Origin of the sequence: Lysinibacillus halotolerans (genome assembly GCF_003711845.1) — a bacterium.
GTDB lineage: Bacteria > Bacillota > Bacilli > Bacillales_A > Planococcaceae > Ureibacillus > Ureibacillus halotolerans.
The window spans coordinates 1-18,534 of sequence record NZ_RHLQ01000056.1; the positions used below are offsets into that span (position 1 = coordinate 1).

At 31.7% G+C, this 18,534-nt stretch carries 15 protein-coding genes and 1 pseudogene; 13 read left to right on the top strand and 3 right to left on the bottom strand.

Annotation, left to right across the window (positions count from 1 at the left end):
• From EC501_RS18555 to EC501_RS16160, 3 genes are all read left to right on the top strand, one after another.
• The coding region (locus EC501_RS18555) for a hypothetical protein (RefSeq protein ID WP_206613380.1) at window positions 1-254 on the top strand (254 nt) is incomplete at its 5' end.
• 92 nt (window positions 255-346) lie between these two features.
• Window positions 347-1,531 carry a CaiB/BaiF CoA transferase family protein gene (locus EC501_RS16155; protein WP_122973380.1) on the top strand — a complete coding sequence of 395 codons (1,185 nt, stop codon included), beginning with the start codon at window positions 347-349 and terminating at the stop codon, window positions 1,529-1,531.
• Between the two features lie 226 nt (window positions 1,532-1,757).
• Window positions 1,758-2,327 (top strand): hypothetical protein, encoded by a 570-nt coding sequence (locus tag EC501_RS16160; protein ID WP_122973381.1) that lies wholly within the window; start codon window positions 1,758-1,760, stop codon window positions 2,325-2,327.
• On the opposite strand, the gene EC501_RS16165 is transcribed toward EC501_RS16160, so the two are convergent.
• Both EC501_RS16165 and EC501_RS18440 read right to left on the bottom strand, forming a co-directional pair.
• Complete coding sequence (locus EC501_RS16165) at window positions 2,317-3,774, bottom strand: hypothetical protein (RefSeq protein ID WP_122973382.1); 1,458 nt, start codon at window positions 3,772-3,774, stop codon at window positions 2,317-2,319. The two genes, EC501_RS16160 and EC501_RS16165, sit on opposite strands and share 11 nt — an antisense overlap.
• Window positions 3,775-3,894: 120 nt before the next feature.
• Complete coding sequence (locus EC501_RS18440; protein WP_122973383.1) at window positions 3,895-4,083, bottom strand: hypothetical protein; 189 nt, start codon at window positions 4,081-4,083, stop codon at window positions 3,895-3,897.
• A gap of 564 nt (window positions 4,084-4,647) precedes the next feature.
• Here EC501_RS18440 and EC501_RS16175 point away from each other — a divergent pair.
• The 7 genes from EC501_RS16175 (at window position 4,648) to EC501_RS16205 (ending at window position 13,619) form a co-directional block, all read left to right on the top strand.
• On the top strand, window positions 4,648-4,845 hold the full coding sequence (locus EC501_RS16175; RefSeq protein ID WP_122973384.1) for a hypothetical protein: 198 nt from the start codon (window positions 4,648-4,650) through the stop codon (window positions 4,843-4,845).
• A gap of 158 nt (window positions 4,846-5,003) precedes the next feature.
• Window positions 5,004-8,021, top strand: a complete 3,018-nt coding sequence (locus tag EC501_RS16180) for a lantibiotic dehydratase (RefSeq protein WP_122973385.1) — start codon at window positions 5,004-5,006, stop codon at window positions 8,019-8,021.
• 130 nt (window positions 8,022-8,151) lie between these two features.
• Window positions 8,152-9,498: a lanthionine synthetase C family protein gene (locus EC501_RS16185; protein ID WP_122973386.1), complete on the top strand. Its 1,347-nt coding sequence runs from the start codon at window positions 8,152-8,154 to the stop codon at window positions 9,496-9,498.
• Window positions 9,499-9,521: 23 nt separating this feature from the next.
• Window positions 9,522-11,246, top strand: a complete 1,725-nt coding sequence (locus EC501_RS16190; protein WP_122973387.1) for an ABC transporter ATP-binding protein — start codon at window positions 9,522-9,524, stop codon at window positions 11,244-11,246.
• A 16-nt stretch (window positions 11,247-11,262) separates the two neighbouring features.
• Window positions 11,263-11,550, top strand: a complete 288-nt coding sequence (locus tag EC501_RS16195) for a hypothetical protein (RefSeq protein ID WP_122973388.1) — start codon at window positions 11,263-11,265, stop codon at window positions 11,548-11,550.
• Window positions 11,551-11,557: 7 nt separating this feature from the next.
• A complete protein-coding gene (locus tag EC501_RS16200; protein ID WP_158599732.1) occupies window positions 11,558-12,499 on the top strand; it encodes a S8 family peptidase in 942 nt (313 codons plus the stop codon).
• A 190-nt stretch (window positions 12,500-12,689) separates the two neighbouring features.
• Window positions 12,690-13,619: an AEC family transporter gene (locus tag EC501_RS16205; protein ID WP_122973390.1), complete on the top strand. Its 930-nt coding sequence runs from the start codon at window positions 12,690-12,692 to the stop codon at window positions 13,617-13,619.
• A 90-nt stretch (window positions 13,620-13,709) separates the two neighbouring features.
• Here EC501_RS16205 and EC501_RS16210 read toward each other — a convergent pair whose 3' ends face one another.
• Window positions 13,710-15,206, bottom strand: coding sequence for a catalase (locus EC501_RS16210; protein ID WP_122973391.1), 1,497 nt, complete (start codon window positions 15,204-15,206; stop codon window positions 13,710-13,712).
• A gap of 586 nt (window positions 15,207-15,792) precedes the next feature.
• Here EC501_RS16210 and EC501_RS16215 point away from each other — a divergent pair.
• The 3 genes and pseudogenes from EC501_RS16215 to EC501_RS18675 all read left to right on the top strand — a co-directional run.
• Window positions 15,793-16,866, top strand: coding sequence for a nitric oxide synthase oxygenase (locus tag EC501_RS16215; RefSeq protein WP_122973392.1), 1,074 nt, complete (start codon window positions 15,793-15,795; stop codon window positions 16,864-16,866).
• 218 nt (window positions 16,867-17,084) lie between these two features.
• A complete protein-coding gene (locus EC501_RS16220; RefSeq protein ID WP_122973393.1) occupies window positions 17,085-17,807 on the top strand; it encodes a cytochrome c biogenesis CcdA family protein in 723 nt (240 codons plus the stop codon).
• A gap of 145 nt (window positions 17,808-17,952) precedes the next feature.
• Window positions 17,953-18,534: pseudogene (locus EC501_RS18675) on the top strand (helix-turn-helix domain-containing protein); the annotation flags it as partial.

Genomic DNA, 18,534 nt, shown 5'->3' on the forward strand with positions numbered 1-18,534 from the left:
ATTTTATCAGAAGTGGTCCTTATTTTTTATTTAAAATAATCAAAGCCGGTGAAATTTTACTTATCGTAAAATTTCACCGGCTTTTCATTTCAGAGGTGGGTTTTGTCCCAGCCTCTTTTTTCGTAATGCTTTTTCAGGAGTTTAGCATATTCCCTAATTTAACCCCATATAATTCTCAGATAATTTTTATAAATACAATGAAAATGTATAAATTTGAAAAAAATACTGTTATAATACTGTTATTAATTATTTAACCTGTATTAAAACAGATTCGTTTTGTTAAAAAATTGGATGGAAATTTAGGCGGTGTATTTTTAGCGATTTGTACATTAAAGGGGATGGGAAAATGACGCTTTTGAAGGGTTTAAAAATTCTCGATTTTTCACCAATGTTACCAGGCTCATTTACTACGATGATGTTTGCCGATTATGGAGCGGATATTATTCACGTTGAATCATCACGAAGGGTGGATTTAATGCGTATAATGCCCCCCTACGATGAGCATAAGGAATCTTATATTCACCAACATTTAAACCGTTCTAAGAAATCGCTTACATTAAATTTAAAGACGGAAGAAGCGGTTAAAATTGTTAAATCTTTAATTCAGGAATATGACATTATAATTGAAGGGTTCCGACCTGGTGTTATGAAACGACTTGGTTTAGATTACGAATCACTTAAGGCAGTAAATCCGAAAATTATTTATTGCTCGATAACTGGATATGGTCAGACTGGGCCTTATAGACACCGCCCAGGACACGATAATAACTATTTATCTATCGCAGGTGTTCTTGATCATTCTCGGTTGAAGGGGAAAAAACCTGTAGCTATGGGGATACAAATTGCAGATATTGCTGGAGGAACTTTACATGCAGCGGTAGGGGTGCTAGCTGCAGCTTTTCACCGAGAACAAACGGGAGAAGGAAAATATGTAGATGTTTCAATGACCGATGCTGCATTTACCTTTAATGCACTATACGGGACTTCCTTTTTAGCTGGTGGACATTTACCTAAACCGGAGGAAGAAATATTAAATGGAGGAACTTTCTATGACTATTATCAAACAAAGGATGGTCGATATTTTTCGGTCGGAAGTTTAGAACCGCAGTTTAGAAAGTTACTTTGTGAAGCGTTAGAAATACCAGAATTAATACAAAGTACTTTCAATGACTCCTCCTATACACAAAAACGATTTAAGGAAGCGGTGAAAGATGCCTTTTTAACAAAAACTTTTAATGAATGGTTAGAGGTATTCAGTGAAGATTTTCAAGGCTGTGTAGAACCAGTTTTAAATTTCGAAGAGGCATGTCATCACCCACAAATTCAGGACCGTAATATGATTGTAGAAGTTCCAGAAAAGGATGGGAAAATGCAAAAGCAAATTGGAACCGCAATTAAATTTAATCAAGTTGAACCAACCTATAAATTTGTAGGAGCGAAACTTGGGGAACATACAGAAGAAATTTTAGTTCAATTAGGATATTCAGAAGAAGAGATTCAACGATTTAAAGAAAAGGGCGTTTTGGAGTAATTAAAAGAGTAACAGGACATTATTAATTGACGATTTCATGAAAAGAGTTGTCTCAATTTTTATGAGATAGCTCTTTTTTTGAAACTTTTCCAAATTAGAAACGTATTTCCATATAAGTAGGTCTATCGATTTAAGGAAATCTTAATAATTTTCGGTAACAAATCTTCATAAATATTGACTAGTATTAATACTAGACATGGTTTTTGGCTTTTAGGAGGTACATTATATGGATAAAGTAGTTTATATTGTTTTGACTGAAACGAAAACTCTTTTATCGAGGGCGATTCATTTATATACACAACATCATTTTACCCATGTTTCGATTTCATTTGATTCAGAGCTAAAAGAAATGTATAGCTTTGGGAGGAAAAGGGAAAAGAATCCGTTTATAGGTGGATTTGTTCACGAAAATCCTTCATCGAATTTATTAGGGGAAGCAAACTGTGCTATATATGCTTGCTCTGTTACAAATGAACAATACACATTGTTAAAAAATAGTATTCAATATTATAAACAGTTTAAAGATGCATATAAGTATAATTTTATCGGATTATTTGGAGTTATGTGTCGATTAAAAGTAAAAAGGGAAAACGCCTTTTTTTGCTCTCAGTTTATTGCAACCTTGTTTGAACAAGTAGGGCTTTCCCTATGTGGTCGAAGTCCATTTTTTATAAAACCTAATGATTTTATGGACTTTCCATATTTAACGTTAATTTATGAAGGAAAAATAAAACATTATATTTGTGATAATGAAAGAAATTCGAAGCAATTATCCCTTCCTTATTTTATTGCTTAACTTTCACATATTGAGAGACAAACTCTTTTAAGTCGTCAAAGTGGGAATTTACTTTCAAATATTTATTATAGATTTCCATTAACTTCTCAAAAAGCTCAAACTGTTCTGTTGCAAATAGTGCCTTTAACAAATTGCATAAATGTTTAGACGTCATCTCTGAAATTTCGAAATAAGGACTTTCTTCATTTTGGTATTGTTGTAACCAAACTTCAATAGATTGCCATACATATTGAGGTGAGTTATGGACAATGTAGGCAATATCCCTTTGAACAGTTGCTTCAATTTTAAATAATGCTTCTTGTCTCATGTCTAGTATATTGAAATAATCATATATACTTGTACAAGATGCCATTTCATGCTGTTGAATTAGTTGGATTACTTCATTGAATTGTTTATTTTGAACAAGGGCGTCGATTAATATAAAAAAGATATGTTCCAAATAGTTTTTATCGTATCGTTTTACAAGTGTTGATGGCTCAGGCTTTAAGTTGGGCAATACATCACTATATTCCAATAGTAATTCAATGGCATGGTTAATTAACCGATCTTTTGTAATTAAATATTTACCATATTCAATTACTTTGTCTACATGACTTTGTTTGTAAGCCGTAATGGCTTGTATATAGATTAAAAGCGTATACTCCTTTTCAGATAAGGCCCATTTTCCTTTTCCCCAATTAACAATAATTTCCTCAATCATTGCATTTAATTTGCGAAAATGTCTTTTTCCTCCGTTATAATGCGCGATCAAATTAAATAGATGGAATTCCTTTAATTGATAGGAACGAATATTTTCATTATCAATATAGGAAATCAATTGATTCATAATAATAACCGATTGATTTAGCGTGTAGAATTGCTCCAACAAAAATTTAAATTGTTTTAATAATTGAGTCGGATTTTGGATGTCCTCTAACGGTGTTTGTATAAAAATAGAATAAATTTTTTTCAAAAACAATACATTCCAAAATGAGGAATGGTCGTTGTATATGATATGTATAAAGAATTTTTTCCCGATTTTGTATAGATGGATTTGTCTTAATCCGCCAACGGATTTTGATAGTTTCACTTCTTTACCAAATACAAGGGTAATTAAGTTCTCAAATTCCATTGAATGATGTACTAACAAATAATCAAAAAGGGCTTTTGTTCCTTGGGGTGAAGAGAAGTAGGAGATAAGCCGCTGATTTGCATTTTCAAGATCAATAGATGTTTTTTGTAATGTTGCATGTAAAAATAAATCAACTTCTCCCCAATGTTTTTGAGCAATGGATACGACAAGATCTCTAGCTTTTTCTAAATTAACTAATAATAAATCTTTCGGAAGCACAGCGCCGAAAATATCAAAATGCAATTTTTTCGTCTGAAGGTTGAAAATAGCATCTTCGAGAGGTTGTCCTATTAATCCCTTTGATTCATTGAGGAGTTGCTCATCAATTTTTAGCATACTCATCTTCCTTCCAAAGAAAAATCATAACCAAAATATATCAAATATTTGTATATCGTTGTACAAAAAATCTAAAGTATCTAAATACTTCAGGGATGTCGGGGCATTTTAAGCACTGGCTTATTTTTTTGAGCTCGTTTTTAATGTCATGGCCGATAAAATTGTTGCAATGTAAATGACACCAGTAAAAATAGCGTTTCCAACTGGTAACTCACCAGTAGTTGAATACGTTCTAATCAAATTAATGGTAAACAGTACCGAGATGAAAAGACAGATGTAAAAGTGTCTTTTATTTTTACGTTCTTTCATTTATTGACCTCTTTTATTTCTAGATTTACTTTGATGGTAACAATCAAAATGAATCGTGGCAATTGTTTTAGTCTTTTTATCTATTAGGAATTGAGTAGAACGAAAGTATTATCATATTCAGTAGACTGGATTAATTCATGAAAGAAAATTGGAAGGTGGAAGTGATTAGTTGATTTACTATTTTTTTCTTCCAAATAAAAGTGAGAAAGTACATTAACTTTGAAATTAAAGTATAAGATGTATTGAAAAAATGATAAAAATTTAATCAAGTATAGCGATTTATACATAGATCGGGAGAGAGAAGATAATTTTTTAAAAGGAATAATGGTTTTAAATAGGTCTATTTATTTATATAAATACCAATATTTATAATTTAAATAGACAGTAGGATATAAGGTGTATCTAAAAATTGAATTTTCTAAAAATTAAATTTAGTTTGTAGTAAATAATGATGAAACTACCTAATCTTTTTTTACCATTTTTTTCAAACTATCTTTATATCTTTGAGGGAATAAGGTAGATTTTAAATAGGCATAAGGAGGCACTAAAAAGGAGCGGATTATATTGAATTTACAACAAAATCCTGAGTTAAAATTTAGTAAAGATGATTTTGCACTAGACTTTGAAATTACGGCAGACGCTATGGAGCTATCTGGTGATTTAGAAACTTTGTCAGTTATTACTAAATTAGCAACTAAAGTTACGTGCAAATCTACTTGTACATGCAACTGTACAAGTTTCTGTACTATGTCCTGCTTTTAATTAAAATAAAATTATTTAATTCTTTAGAAGAAAAAAAATAAAATTATTCTAGGCCTCCTTATGTCTACAATTATTAATTATAATAATTATTTCAGAAAATTAAAAGTAATAAACATGATTAAAAAATTTCGTTGGAAAATCAGGAGGTATACAAAAATATGTTAAGCTCCTTAAATTTTGAAATAGGTGAGTTTGTCACTGTTAGATTTCCAAATAGGCCTGTGAATCATTTAATTGATCATTTAAATCGTTTTAATTCCGATAATTTTAATAAAATCCAATTAATCAAGTTTTTATTAGAAGATAATGAGTTTGTATTTAATATTAAAACAGCAAGCCCCTCTTTATTCCACAACCTTACAAATCTAGAGGTTAAAAGTAAAAAGCAAATTGATAATATATTACATTCTCTAATAAAGTACTATAAAAGGTTTTATAGTAGACCTACTCCTTTTAGTTTGTTTTCATCCGTTGCATTGGGACATTTTGAAAATCAGGAGGTTGAACTACCGAAAATTTCAAAAAGTGATTTGATCCCGCAAATAAGAATTAGCGAAGAATGGCTAAACGGATTTATTTTAAAATTGGAAAACGATTTTAAAATACTTCGTTCTTTAGAATTAAAAACAAATGATTTAATAATCGAAGAGGACTCCACATATTATCTAGCTTATTATACAAGTAGTGATGCTGACGAAAAGACTTCGATAAAAGAGGTAAATTTGAAAAAGACAAATTTACTCGAATACACATTAAATTATTTTAAGTCAGGTAATCGTGTAGAGAGTTTTCTTTCTATTTTAAGTGAACAGAAAATTGAAGAAGTGGACGCGTTGAATTATTTACAAAATTTATTACATAAAGAGTATTTAATCTCTAATCTAAGAATATCGAACTCAGTTGAAGATAAAATTTTAGAATTGAAAAATTTATTAAACAGTTTAGGTGATGCTGCAAAACCATACACTTTATTTTTAGATAGTATTACTGTAACGGGGTTAGATGACAGTTATTTAGAAAAAGAAAAGGTAATGAAAGAATTTGTTGAAGTAAAAGAATATTACCAAATCGATAGTTTTTATTCAAAAAAGCTAGCTTTACCGTATTCCTTAAAAAAGGAGTTTATAAAGTACTCACAAATTATGTATAAAATAGGAGCTTTATTAGATTCGAGAGATAAAGTAATGGAATATTACTTAAATAAGTTTATGGATAACTACGGTATAAATGTAGGTGTTCCTATTAAAACATTAATTAATGATAAAAGTGAATTAGGACCGCCGCCGACTTATTTAAATCCGTCTAGTGTATTGGACTTTGAATATTACAATTCCAATAGCTTTCAACCTCCTAAAAAAAATAACTTTATTAATGAATTTATAACTTTATTACTACATGAAAAAATTGAGGAAATTGATATACAAGAACTTCTAGTAAATTTTGAAATTGATTCAACAGAGTTAAAAGAGGGAAGTGCAGATATTTACGTATCTGTTTATCAAGATGGTGATCATTACCGCATTTATCCGTCAGGGAATATTTTTTCGCCATTTGCTGGAAGAACGGCAGGAAGATTTTTATACGGTTTACCTGAAAAAGAAGTAAAAACGTTTTTAAGTAAACAAAAGGAAGATTTATTATCCATTGATTCTAATGTTGAGCTAGTGAATGTAACTTTGAGTCCTTTTATTCCGAGGGCTTCGAATGTGATGAAGGCACCTTCAAGTTATCAATATGAAATCTCCATTTCCTCATTCCATAATGCCGCAAAAGAATTAGTGGATTTAGAAGATATTTACGTTTATACAGATGGTGAAAAACTGAAGTTTTATAGTAAAAAGTTAAGGAAAGATCTTAAATTCACTATTTCACATATGTTAAATCATCAAATGAATACCCCAAATATATATCGATTTATGATTGATGTTGAGCTATATAATAATTTTTCAACGCAATCTTTTAACTGGGGAATTCTTGATAATAAGCCTAGCTTACCTCGTATTAAATGTGGGGATTTTATAATACAACCTAAAAGCTGGAATTTGCAAATAAAGGACAAAAAAGAGGCTGAAGAGTATGTGAATCAGTTTATAGCAAAATATAATGTTCCTCGTTTCGTAAAGATTGTAGATTATGATAATTTCGTCCTTATTGATCTAAACTTTAACTATAGCAAGGAAATTTTAATTAAAGAACTTGCCAGTAAAAAGCGACTGTATATTGTTGAGGCAGATGAATTAAATTATAAAAGTATTTTAAAAGATAATAATAACGATTTATTTATTAATGAAATTGTGTTTTCTGTCTTTGTTAAAAAACAATTAAAAAATGAAAATCAACAGCAAAAAACTTCGAAACAACTAACTTTATATGAATCAAATTTATCGACTAATAGATATCCTGAAAATTGGTTTTATGTAAAGCTTTATTATCAAATAGGGAAAGATATCAAAATATTAACGAACAATTTATTAGAATTTATTCAGAAAATCGATGGCATAGGAGAAGTTTTTTATATTAAATATGCCGATCCAAGACCTCATATTCGTCTAAGGGTGAAGTTTTTTGAAGGGAATAAGAACATCGTACAAGATAATTTGCATCAACTTTTAAACTATCTTTTTGAACAACGTTTAATTTATGATGCTAATTATACAAGGTATAAAAGGGAGTTGGAAAGATATGGTGGACCCGAAGGAATAACTTTAGCGGAAAATGTATTTATTGTAGATTCTCTCCTTGTTTTACATTTATTAAGGTTAATTGAGGCTAATAAAGATATTAAATATTATATTTTAACCATTATCTCAACTGCGATGTTAAATGAATTTATTGAAGCGGGGCAACTACTTAATTGGATAGGTGAAAACTTCAATATCAATAAGAAATATTATAAAGATTATCGAAAGGAAATTAAAGAGAATCGAAAAAAGGATAAAGTTGAACAAGGTTTAAATAGCTTTCTCACTTCTGATATAGGCGTAATGTGGAAGAAGAGGCTGAAAGAGTATAAAGATTTTCTAAATAACTTTAGTATGAACGAGTATTACATTGCATCGATTCTTCATATGCATCTAAACAGATTAGGTATCCATAATACAGAAGAAGAAAAGATGTTAAATATGATTTATTACTATTTGAAGGAAGAGTCCTATAAAGCTTTAACTACACATTAAGTTCATTTCCGTCATCACGGCTTTTTAAAATTTGATTTTTCTTCTATATTAAAAGTTTTTCTCAACATAACAGTTACAAAGTTGGTTTAATCCTTTAGTAAATCTAACTGTAAGAAATGAGGATAAATAATTGATAAAAAATGATATGAAATTACAAGAAAGCTTGTTTGCATATGCTGAAAACTTTCGAGATATTAAAAGTGTCATTGATTATACAAATGAGGAATTTCAAAAACTTGAACACCCTTTTGGTGAATTATTTTATAACTTTTCATATTACGATATTGCTAACGGATTAATCGGGAACTGTTTATTTTTATCTGAAATGTATCAAGTAACAGGGGATATGAAATACCTTTTATACGCCCATCAAATTTTGAAATTAGGGATTAATCGCAAAGGAATTGAATCTATTGACAATCCTGGTCTTTGGTCAGGACTAGCAGGTGTATGTTTTGTATTAGAAACGTTAAATCAGAATAAAGATATGTATGGTGATATTATTGAAAGTTGCGATCAAGTTTTAAAGGAACAGATCCGGAAGAAATTAAATGAAGCTAAACTAAATTTATCAAACGATAATGTGAAAATGACTGATTTCGACTTGATGGAGGGGCTAGTAGGAATCACTCAGTATATTTTAAGTTACAAAATGGATCATAAGGAATATTTACCTTTACTATATGATATAACGGACTATTTTATCGAATTAGCCGAGTATCATATTGAAAATGACAGGAAAGTCCCTAATTGGTTAATTAAAGCTGAAAATCAATTTCTTAATGAGGAGAAAGTAAAATATCGCCTTGGTAATTTTAATCAAGGTGTCTCCCATGGAATTTGCGGCGTATTAATAATTTTAATCAAACTTTATAAAGTGCTTAAGAAGGAGAATATAAAGCCGGCGATTAAAGTATTAACAGAATGGTTCTATAATACGAAATCTACATGGAACGATTGTTTCGTATGGGAGAAAAAATTAAAATGGGAACAATTATTCGAAGAAAAGGATATTCAATATAGTGAAAATCAATTGAATTTAAGTTGGTGTTATGGGGATTTAATGATTGTTTATGCTTTATCAGCAGCTGCGGAATTGTTAAATAATCACAATCTATTATTATTTACTAATAATTGTTTAGATTCATATGAAGAAGCTAATATTCATATGAATCTAATTTCTCCAAGCATCTGTCATGGATATGCCGGAACATTACTTTCAATAAAAAAACTGAAGATAATGAAAAACTTCGAGGTTTTACCAACTTTAAGTAATCAATTGTTAAATAGTTTAACTTCCTCCTATGATGCGAAGTATAAATTTGGGTTTAAAGACGTAGAGGAGTATAACGGAAAAGTGATTTTAATGGATAAATATTGTTTACTAACTGGTAGTTCGGGTATTTACTTAACCCTACTATTTCTTGAGCAACAACAAATAAAAACAAAGTGGGATGCATTATTTTTATTAGATTAGATTGAGTAAGTAAAGGAGATATTATGACATTATTAAAACTACTAAATTTAGTCAAATGGCCAAAAGCATTATTATTTACAATCATTGTCCTTTCTATTGCATCAGCGGTTATCTCCTTAGCTTTACCTATTTTAACGAGAGATTTAATTGATGCTTTTACGAATAATAGCGCTTCAAGTAAAGACGTCATAACATATATCGTTATTTTTGCCATTAACGGATTAGCCGGTGGTACTTCGTTCTACTTAATAAAATTATTGGGAAGTAAAATTATGTTTGGATTAAGGGAAACTATTTTTTCCAATATTATTAAGCTTCCCGTTTCCTATTACGACCGAACAGAAACGGGTGTTGTCATTAGCAGAATGACTGATGATGTAGAAACGATTAATGACTTCATAACCGAAAAATTAACTAATTTAATTTCTCAAGTTATTATTATAGTTGGCTCCATTACGATGTTATTCATTTTAGACTGGAAACTTACAGTGCTAATTTTTATCGCAATCCCTATTATTTTAGTGGTGATTATACCAATCGGTAATTTAACTTATAAAATTGCAATGGAGAAACAAGACACATTAGCGAATTTTACTGGTTTATTAAATCGAGTTTTATCGGAAATAAGACTTGTGAAAGTTTATAACGCGGAAAAAAAAGAGTTAAGTAATGCGAACAAGAGTTTAAAAGATTTATATAATTTAAGCTTAAAGGAAGCGAAGATTCAATCGATAGTTTCCCCTGTTGTTACTTCTACTTTAATTTTTGTATTATTTTCAGTTATTGGATATGGGGTATACCGTATTTCAATCGGAACGTTAACTGCAGGAACCTTCGTTGCTATTATTTTTTATTTAGTTCAGGCGGTTACACCAATGGCTTCATTATCTGCTTTCTTTACTGAGTTTAAGAAAACAGAAGGTGCAACGAAGAAGTTATATGATTTGTATTTAGAAGAGAAAGAACGACTTCTTGAAAACAAACAAAATAATGATAATGAGTACATTGAACAAAGTTTAGGAGATATTGAATTTAAAAATGTATCCTTTGCTTATAACGAAGAGGAAATCGTATTAAAAAATGTAAACTTTAAAATTCCAGCTCAAAAAATCACCGCAATCGTAGGACCTTCTGGATCTGGAAAATCAACCATTTTCTATTTACTAGAAAGGCTATATCAAGTGTCGGAAGGTGAGATAACATTTCATAATGTAAATATTAATGAATATCCATTACATGAATGGAGAAAACAGATTGGTTATGTAATGCAAGAAAGTTCATTGATGGGTGGAACGATTGAAGAAAATTTAGTTTATGGAATAGATAATAATTATACAGAAGCGGATTTACATCGTATTGCAAAAATTTCAAATTCAGAAGAGTTTATTGCAAAATTTAAAGATAAATATCAAACATTAGTTGGCGAACGTGGTGTGAAACTATCGGGAGGACAGAAACAAAGAATTTCAATAGGTCGTGCATTATTTAGAGATCCTAAAATTCTCCTTTTAGATGAAGCTACTTCAAGTTTAGACAGTGAAAGTGAAGTGTACGTGCAAGAAGCCATTAATAATTTAATAAAGGATCGAACTACGCTTATCATTGCCCATCGCTTGTCGACAGTAAAAAACGCAGATCAAATTATATTTTTAGATAATGGGGTAATAACGGGTATTGGAACCCATGATGAACTGATGAGTAGTCATGAAAAATATTCCTATTTTGTTCAAACTCAATCTTTTGATTAATTTATGAGGTGATAGAATGTTTATTTTAGATTTACTTTTTGATATTGCATTTTCAATTTATACATCTTTAGGTTTCGGAACACCTCAACATAAAATAAATACAAAAATGGATAAGTTATCGAAGAAATATCCGGAAGTTTACAAGCTATATGAAGAGCATAAGGAACTTTTCGAAGGCAACGAAAAACTGTCAAAATTGATTTTAGAGCATCCTATTAAAAGGGCGGAAGACAAAGAACAATTAGCTAAAAAGATTGAGCAATTTTTCACTAATTATAAACAGGGAGTTGCTAATGGAGAGTAACTTTAATATGGAACGTTTTCAATGGAATATTGAACGATTACAAATTAAAAAGAACCTGCATTTAGAGAACAATTCATTTAAGCCGAAAATTGCTTTAATTGATAGTGGAATTGATTATAAGCATACAGAATTTAATGGGAAAATAAATCTAAATGATTCATATAATTTTGTAAATGGTAATCAAGATATAACAGATAATTTAGGGCATGGTACGATGGTAGCGGGAATTATATGTGCAGAAAATGTTATCCAGGGTTGTTATTCAAATGTAGAACTAATTGTATATAAAATTACGGATAATCTATCATACGATGTTTCCAAATTGTTAAGGGCGATGAATCACTCTATTAAAAGTAAAGTAAATTTGATTAATCTAAGTCTCTCAATTCCTTTTGATAAATTAAGTGAAGAACTTATTGAACTTTTTTGTGAAGTATTTGATAGAGCAAATAAAAACAATGTTATCATTGTTATCGCAGCAGGCAATCAAAATAAAAAACTTTCGAAAAACTTTACGACTAAATATAAAAATGTTTTCCTTATAGGAGCTAGCAATAGTAACGGTTTAAAAAGTAGTTATTCTAATTTTGGAGCCGTTGATTTTATGGCTCCAGGTGGAGATTGGAACCAAAGTGAATTTAGTCTAGACGACCCTATACTCACTTGTTACCCAACTCATCTTACAACAATGGACCCTTTAAATAATAACTTAGGTATTCCTAAAGGATATTGTATTAGTTACGGGACGAGTATAGCTGCTGCCCATGTAACAGGCTGCATAGCATATTTAATGGCGAATTATTTTAAATTAACGAATTCCATATTCAATACGGAATATCTGTATTCGATTTTATGCAATAATAAGTCTAATAATCAGCAGCCGCATTATTCATTTCATGGAGAAATAAATTTATTCAAAAGTTTAAATTCAATTTACAATCGGACGTAAAAATACAAAAAGTAGAGCTAAAATGAAAAAATTGGATATAGGGGTTTTTAGGTTTATAATCATAGTGAGGGATTTGATCAATGGTCAATCTCTCACTATTTAATTTTGAATGTAGTATTTTAATTTAAAATTCATTTTTGAACTTTTAAAAGTAAATTGAATAGAGTAAACCGAGAGGATTTGAAGAACGATGAATTACTTATCCATGATATTCTTCCAAATTGTAGCCCCTATTCTTGTCTTGTTAGGGGTAGGGGTAGGATTACAGAAGAAATTTAATTTTAATTTAAAAGCAATGTCCCAGTTAATTACCTATTGTTTTATGCCTATAGCCGTTTTTCTTAATATCTATGAAACTTCTATTCAAATGTCGGTATTAGGACATGTGGCATTGTTTATTTGTCTTTTCATTGGAAGTCAGATGCTTTTAAGTCATTTTATAGCAAAATTATTGAAGTTAAATCGAATGGAGTCAGCCGTATTTAAAAATAGTGTTGTCTTAATAAACTCAGGAAATTACGGTATTCCTGTTGCTCAGATGGTCTTTGCCACCCAACCAATAGGAGTTGCTATACAAGTAATACTAGTCATTTTCCAAAATATGGCGACCTATACATATGGATTATATAATTTAATTTCTACAACAAAATCAGGTGCTGCGATTGTAAAAGATTTTCTTAAAATGCCGATTGTCCATGCTCTTGTGATTGGTATCCTTTTGAATGTCCTAAATATTGAAATTCCCCAATCTATCCGGATACCTCTTGATCATATATCAGATGGCTTTGTAGCGTTGGCCCTTATTACCCTTGGAGCCCAGTTATCACAAATTGAAGTGAAAACGATTTTCCGTAAAACAATACTTATTAGCTGTTTTACGAGATTAATAATTGGCCCAGCGGTGGCACTGTTGATTATTTTCCTTCTGAAATTAGATGGGGTAGTGGCCCAATCATTGTTAATTGCAAGTTCATTCCCGACATCTCGGAACAGTTCGAGTCTTGCTCTTGAATACGATATTGAGTCAAATACGGCAGCACAAACCGTTTTATTCTCCACAATCGTCAGCTGTTTAACAGTAACCTTTGTCATTTATCTTTCTACAATTCTATTTGGTTAAAATAAAAGCTTCGTAATTCGGTACCGAATTACGAAGCTTTGTTTGTTGGATTGGATATCAATGAAAAGTTGTTATAAGGAGTTGACTATATTATTGACCTACTTTAGTTAAATATGGGTTTGAAAGATCCATACCATCTAAAGTTAGACCCATAGCTTTTGCTACACCTTCACCATAAGCTGGATCAGCTAAGTAGCAGTGTAGGATGTGGCGACGTTTAATGAATTCTTCTACGCCTTCCATGTTTGCAGCAGTTGTTTCGAATAAACGTTGTTGCTCTTCTGCTGTCATTAAGTTGAATAATTTACCTGGTTGTTCGAAGTAGTTGTTATCATCTTCACGGAAATCATATACATCAGCTGGACCATCTAAAGCTAAAGCTGGATCTTTGTATTGTGGTTGAGCTTGTAGTGCACCGTAGCTGTTAGGGTAGTAAGAAATTGCACTACCGTTATTGCCGTCAACACGCATTGCACCATCGCGGTGGTAAGCCATGAATGGGCAACGTGGTTTGTTTACTGGAATTTGGTAATGGTTTACACCTAAACGGTAACGAGTTGCGTCTGCATAAGCGAATAGACGAGCTTGTAACATACGGTCAGGTGAGAATGAAATACCAGGAACTACGTTAGATGGAGCGAATGCCGCTTGCTCTACATCAGCGAAGTAGTTTTCTGGGTTACGGTTTAATTCGAATTCACCAACAGGAATTAATGGATATTCAGATTTATACCAAACTTTTGTTAAATCGAATGGGTTATCTTTGTGATTACGAGCTTGTTCTTCTGTCATCACTTGGATGTACATTTTCCATTTAGGGAAATCGCCGCGCTCGATCGCTTCGAATAAGTCGCGTTGAGCAGACTCACGGTCTTGACCGATTACTTTTGCAGCTTCTGCATCTGTTAAGTTTTTAATACCTTGTTCTGTGCGGAAATGGAATTTCACATATACTCGCTCACCAGCTTCATTGATCATAGAGTATGTGTGAGAACCGAATCCGTGCATGTGACGGTAACCATCTGGAATACCACGGTCAGACATTACGATTGTTACTTGGTGTAATGCTTCTGGTAGGCTAGTCCAGAAATCCCAGTTGCTATTAGCGTTGTGCATGTTAGTTTTTGGATCACGTTTTACAACGTGGTTTAAATCTGGGAAGTGTAATGGGTCGCGGAAGAAGAATACAGGTGTGTTGTTACCAACTAAATCCCAGTTACCTTCTTCAGTGTAGAATTTAAGAGCGAAACCACGGATATCGCGTTCTGCATCTGCTGCACCACGTTCACCAGCTACTGTAGAGAAACGAGCGAACATTTCAGTTTTCTTACCAACTTCAGAGAAGATTTTTGCTTTTGTATATTTCGTAATGTCATGAGTTACAGTGAAAGTACCAAATGCACCTGAACCTTTTGCGTGCATACGACGTTCTGGAATAACTTCACGGTTAAAGTTAGCTAATTTTTCGATTAGAAAAACATCTTGTAAAAGAATTGGGCCACGACGACCTGCTGTTAATACATCGTCATTACTTACAACTGGAGCACCAGTAGTAGTAGTTAAACGTTGATCGTTTTTATTTGTCATGTTTAAACCTCCTAAATTTTATAACTTTTACAATAGTAACTATAACAAATCTACATCATAATTGCTACTAAATTATAATAATTCTTTTTAAGAAATTTGTCTATTTAACGAATAATTCGCACGAATGATGAACCTAATATGTAAAGATAAATTTGTATATAAGTTTGGATTAATTAATGAAAATGTTGCTTTGTATGGGTTTTTAGTATGGTTGAAGGATCTGATTTATGAGGTATTTATATTAAAATGTAAATAATCTTATATAAAAAATAATACGGAATTTACAAAAAAATAAAAAATAGGGCATCCCTTATTGAAAATAAGGTGTTCTAATTGAAAATTAAAAGGATGATTTTCCATTATCATTCTTAATTCCATTATATAAGATTAGTAGGTAAATTGGAAAGAAAATAGCAACTTTAAATGGAAAGGACGATAATGAAACTTTATTTAGTAGATAAAGCTTTTCTTTATAAAGTATGTCTATTGTTAGTCATATATAAAAAATACATCTTTTAAGGTAGTTTACCTTGATTGAGATTTTAAAACTCGTTCCTCTAAAATAACGATATGGAGGAGCATAATCATGACATCATCATATGAACATAAAGGAAAAAAACTAAAAGACGCCGAAGAGTTTTTAAGTTTATATATACAGGAAACGGATTTATCAGAAGATTGGTTGCATGAACGATTGGATGATATAAAGCGTGCCGGAAGTTATAACCCTACTACGGAGGAATTAGTTTTCGGTGCTAAGGTCGCGTGGAGAAATAGCAATCGTTGTATCGGGCGTTTGTTTTGGAAGTCGTTACATGTTTTTGATGAACGGCATTTAGAAACGGCTGAAGAAATCTTTTTTGCCCTTATCCGCCATATACAATTTGCCACAAATAAAGGGAAAATTAGACCGACTATAACAATTTTTAACGAAAATAAAGTAAGAATATGGAATTACCAATTAATTCGCTATGCCGGATACGAAATATCCGGAGGGACAGTAGGAGATCCAGATTCGATTCCATTTACGAAAGTTTGTATGGACTTAGGCTGGAGGGGAGCGGGAACACCCTTTGATATATTGCCCCTCGTCATTCAAGTTGGAAATAATAAGCCAGCACTATTTGAAATTCCGAAAGAAGCTGTGCTAGAAGTTGAAATACGCCATCCCCAATATGAACAAATTTCTAAGTTAAATTTAAAATGGTATGCTGTGCCGATTGTTTCTAATATGAAGTTAAGTATTGGTGGAATAGAATTTAAAGCAGCACCTTTTAATGGATGGTATATGGGAACGGAAATTGGGGCGCGGAATTTTGCGGATGTTAATCGCTATCATTTGTTGCCGGAAGTTGCAGAAGCAATTGGGCTGGATACGAACTCCAATATGACATTGTGGAAAGACCGGGCCCTTGTTGAGTTAAATACGGCTGTCCTTCATTCCTTTAAGGAGGATGGTGTCAGCATAGTAGATCATCATACAGCAGCCCAACAATTTCAATTATTTGAGCAACAAGAAGAACAGGCGAATCGAAAGGTAACAGGCAACTGGTCATGGTTAATTCCACCGATGTCTCCTGCTACAACACACATTTTCCATAAGCCAATAGAAAACCTCATTAAGAAGCCAAATTACTTTTATCAAAATAGGCCATTTTAGTTTAACGAATCTAAAATGTAGGGGCTTGACAATGTTTTCTAGCCTTATTTCAATAGTGAACATTCGATATTTGAATCCTCCTGAAAACGGTAGTAAGAGATCGGTAAATGGACCTTAATAGAATTAAATAAAAAAGATATAGGAAATGATGATATAATGACTAGTGGTAACAAAATTTGCCATTCTGATAAATAAAACACCCTTAGTGGAGGTTTCTAATGCAAGCGGATATATCCATTTTTCTATGTTTTGGAGCAGGACTTTTAACTTTCCTTTCTCCCTGTGTATTTCCTCTATATCCTGTCTTTTTATCTTATATAACAGGTTTAAGTGTGGATAAAATACAAAAGGGAGAAATGAGTGGGCAGAGGAAAGCGATCTTCCATACAATTTGTTTTTTACTTGGTTTTTCAATAATATATTTAGTTTTAGGCTTTGGCACTGCAGAAGGAGCTACTTTTATTGAATCTTGGTATTTTCAGTATGGGGATTTAGTTCGGCAAATCGGAGCCATTTTAATGATTATCTTTGGTCTTATTACAGTTGGAATTTTACAACCGAAATTTTTTATGAAAGAACGAAAAGTTCATATTCAACATAAGCCTGCAGGATATTTCGGTTCATTAATCATTGGGTTAGCCTTTGCTGTCGGTTGGACACCTTGTACAGGTCCTATTTTAGCTGCCACTTTAACCCTTGTTGGAACAAATCCTTCCCAAGGCCTATGGTATATGGCGGCATATATTTTAGGGTTTAGTGTACCTTTTCTTTTCATGGCCTTTTACTCAACAAAATTTACTTGGATCAAAAAATATACAGGGACAATCATGCGAATAGGTGGAGCAATCATGATCCTAATGGGTGTAATTCTTTATTTTGATAAATTCACAATGATAAATGCTTTACTTCAACCTATATTTGGTGATTTCCAAGGTTTTTAAAATTTGTTTAACTTTTTTCGAACCTAATAAAAAAATCTGCTTGCCTTAAAATGCGCACTGACCTAAAAAAATGAGACAAATAAAAACACCTTTCGTTGAAAAACGGGTATTAAACCTATAAATCCAACGTGGAGGTGTTTTTTCTATGGGAACAAGAGTTAGTTATCCAGTAGAAATTAAAATGAAAGCAATCGAAATGAGATTAGCAGGAATACCTGTTAATCAAGTTTTAGAAGAATTGAATATTCGAAATTATACACAACTAAAAACGTGGATGAAGTGGTATCGAAATGGAGAACTTCATCGCCTTGAACAGCCAGTTGGAAAGCAATATACCTATGGTAAAGGACCAGAATATGAAAATGAAACAGCTAAATTAAAGGCTGAGAACCGTTATTTAAAGCAACAAATTGAAGTTTTAAAAAAGTACGCAGAATTGGAAAGGAAGTGGTACCAAGAATAGTTGTGCAATTGGTAGAAGAACTAAAAGAAGTCATGACAATTGGCGAAATCTGTGACCACTTGGGGGTAGGTAGATCATCTTATTATCGTTGGAAAAAGAATAATAACGTTGAAACAAAGAAAGACATTCGGGATAAGAGAATGGGTGAGTTGTGTAAACTTCATAAATATCGATACGGATACCGAAAAATCACAAGCATTTATGGAGAACCGATAAGTGAAAATACAGTACAAAAAGTAATGCAAAAATATGGTTGGCAGTGTC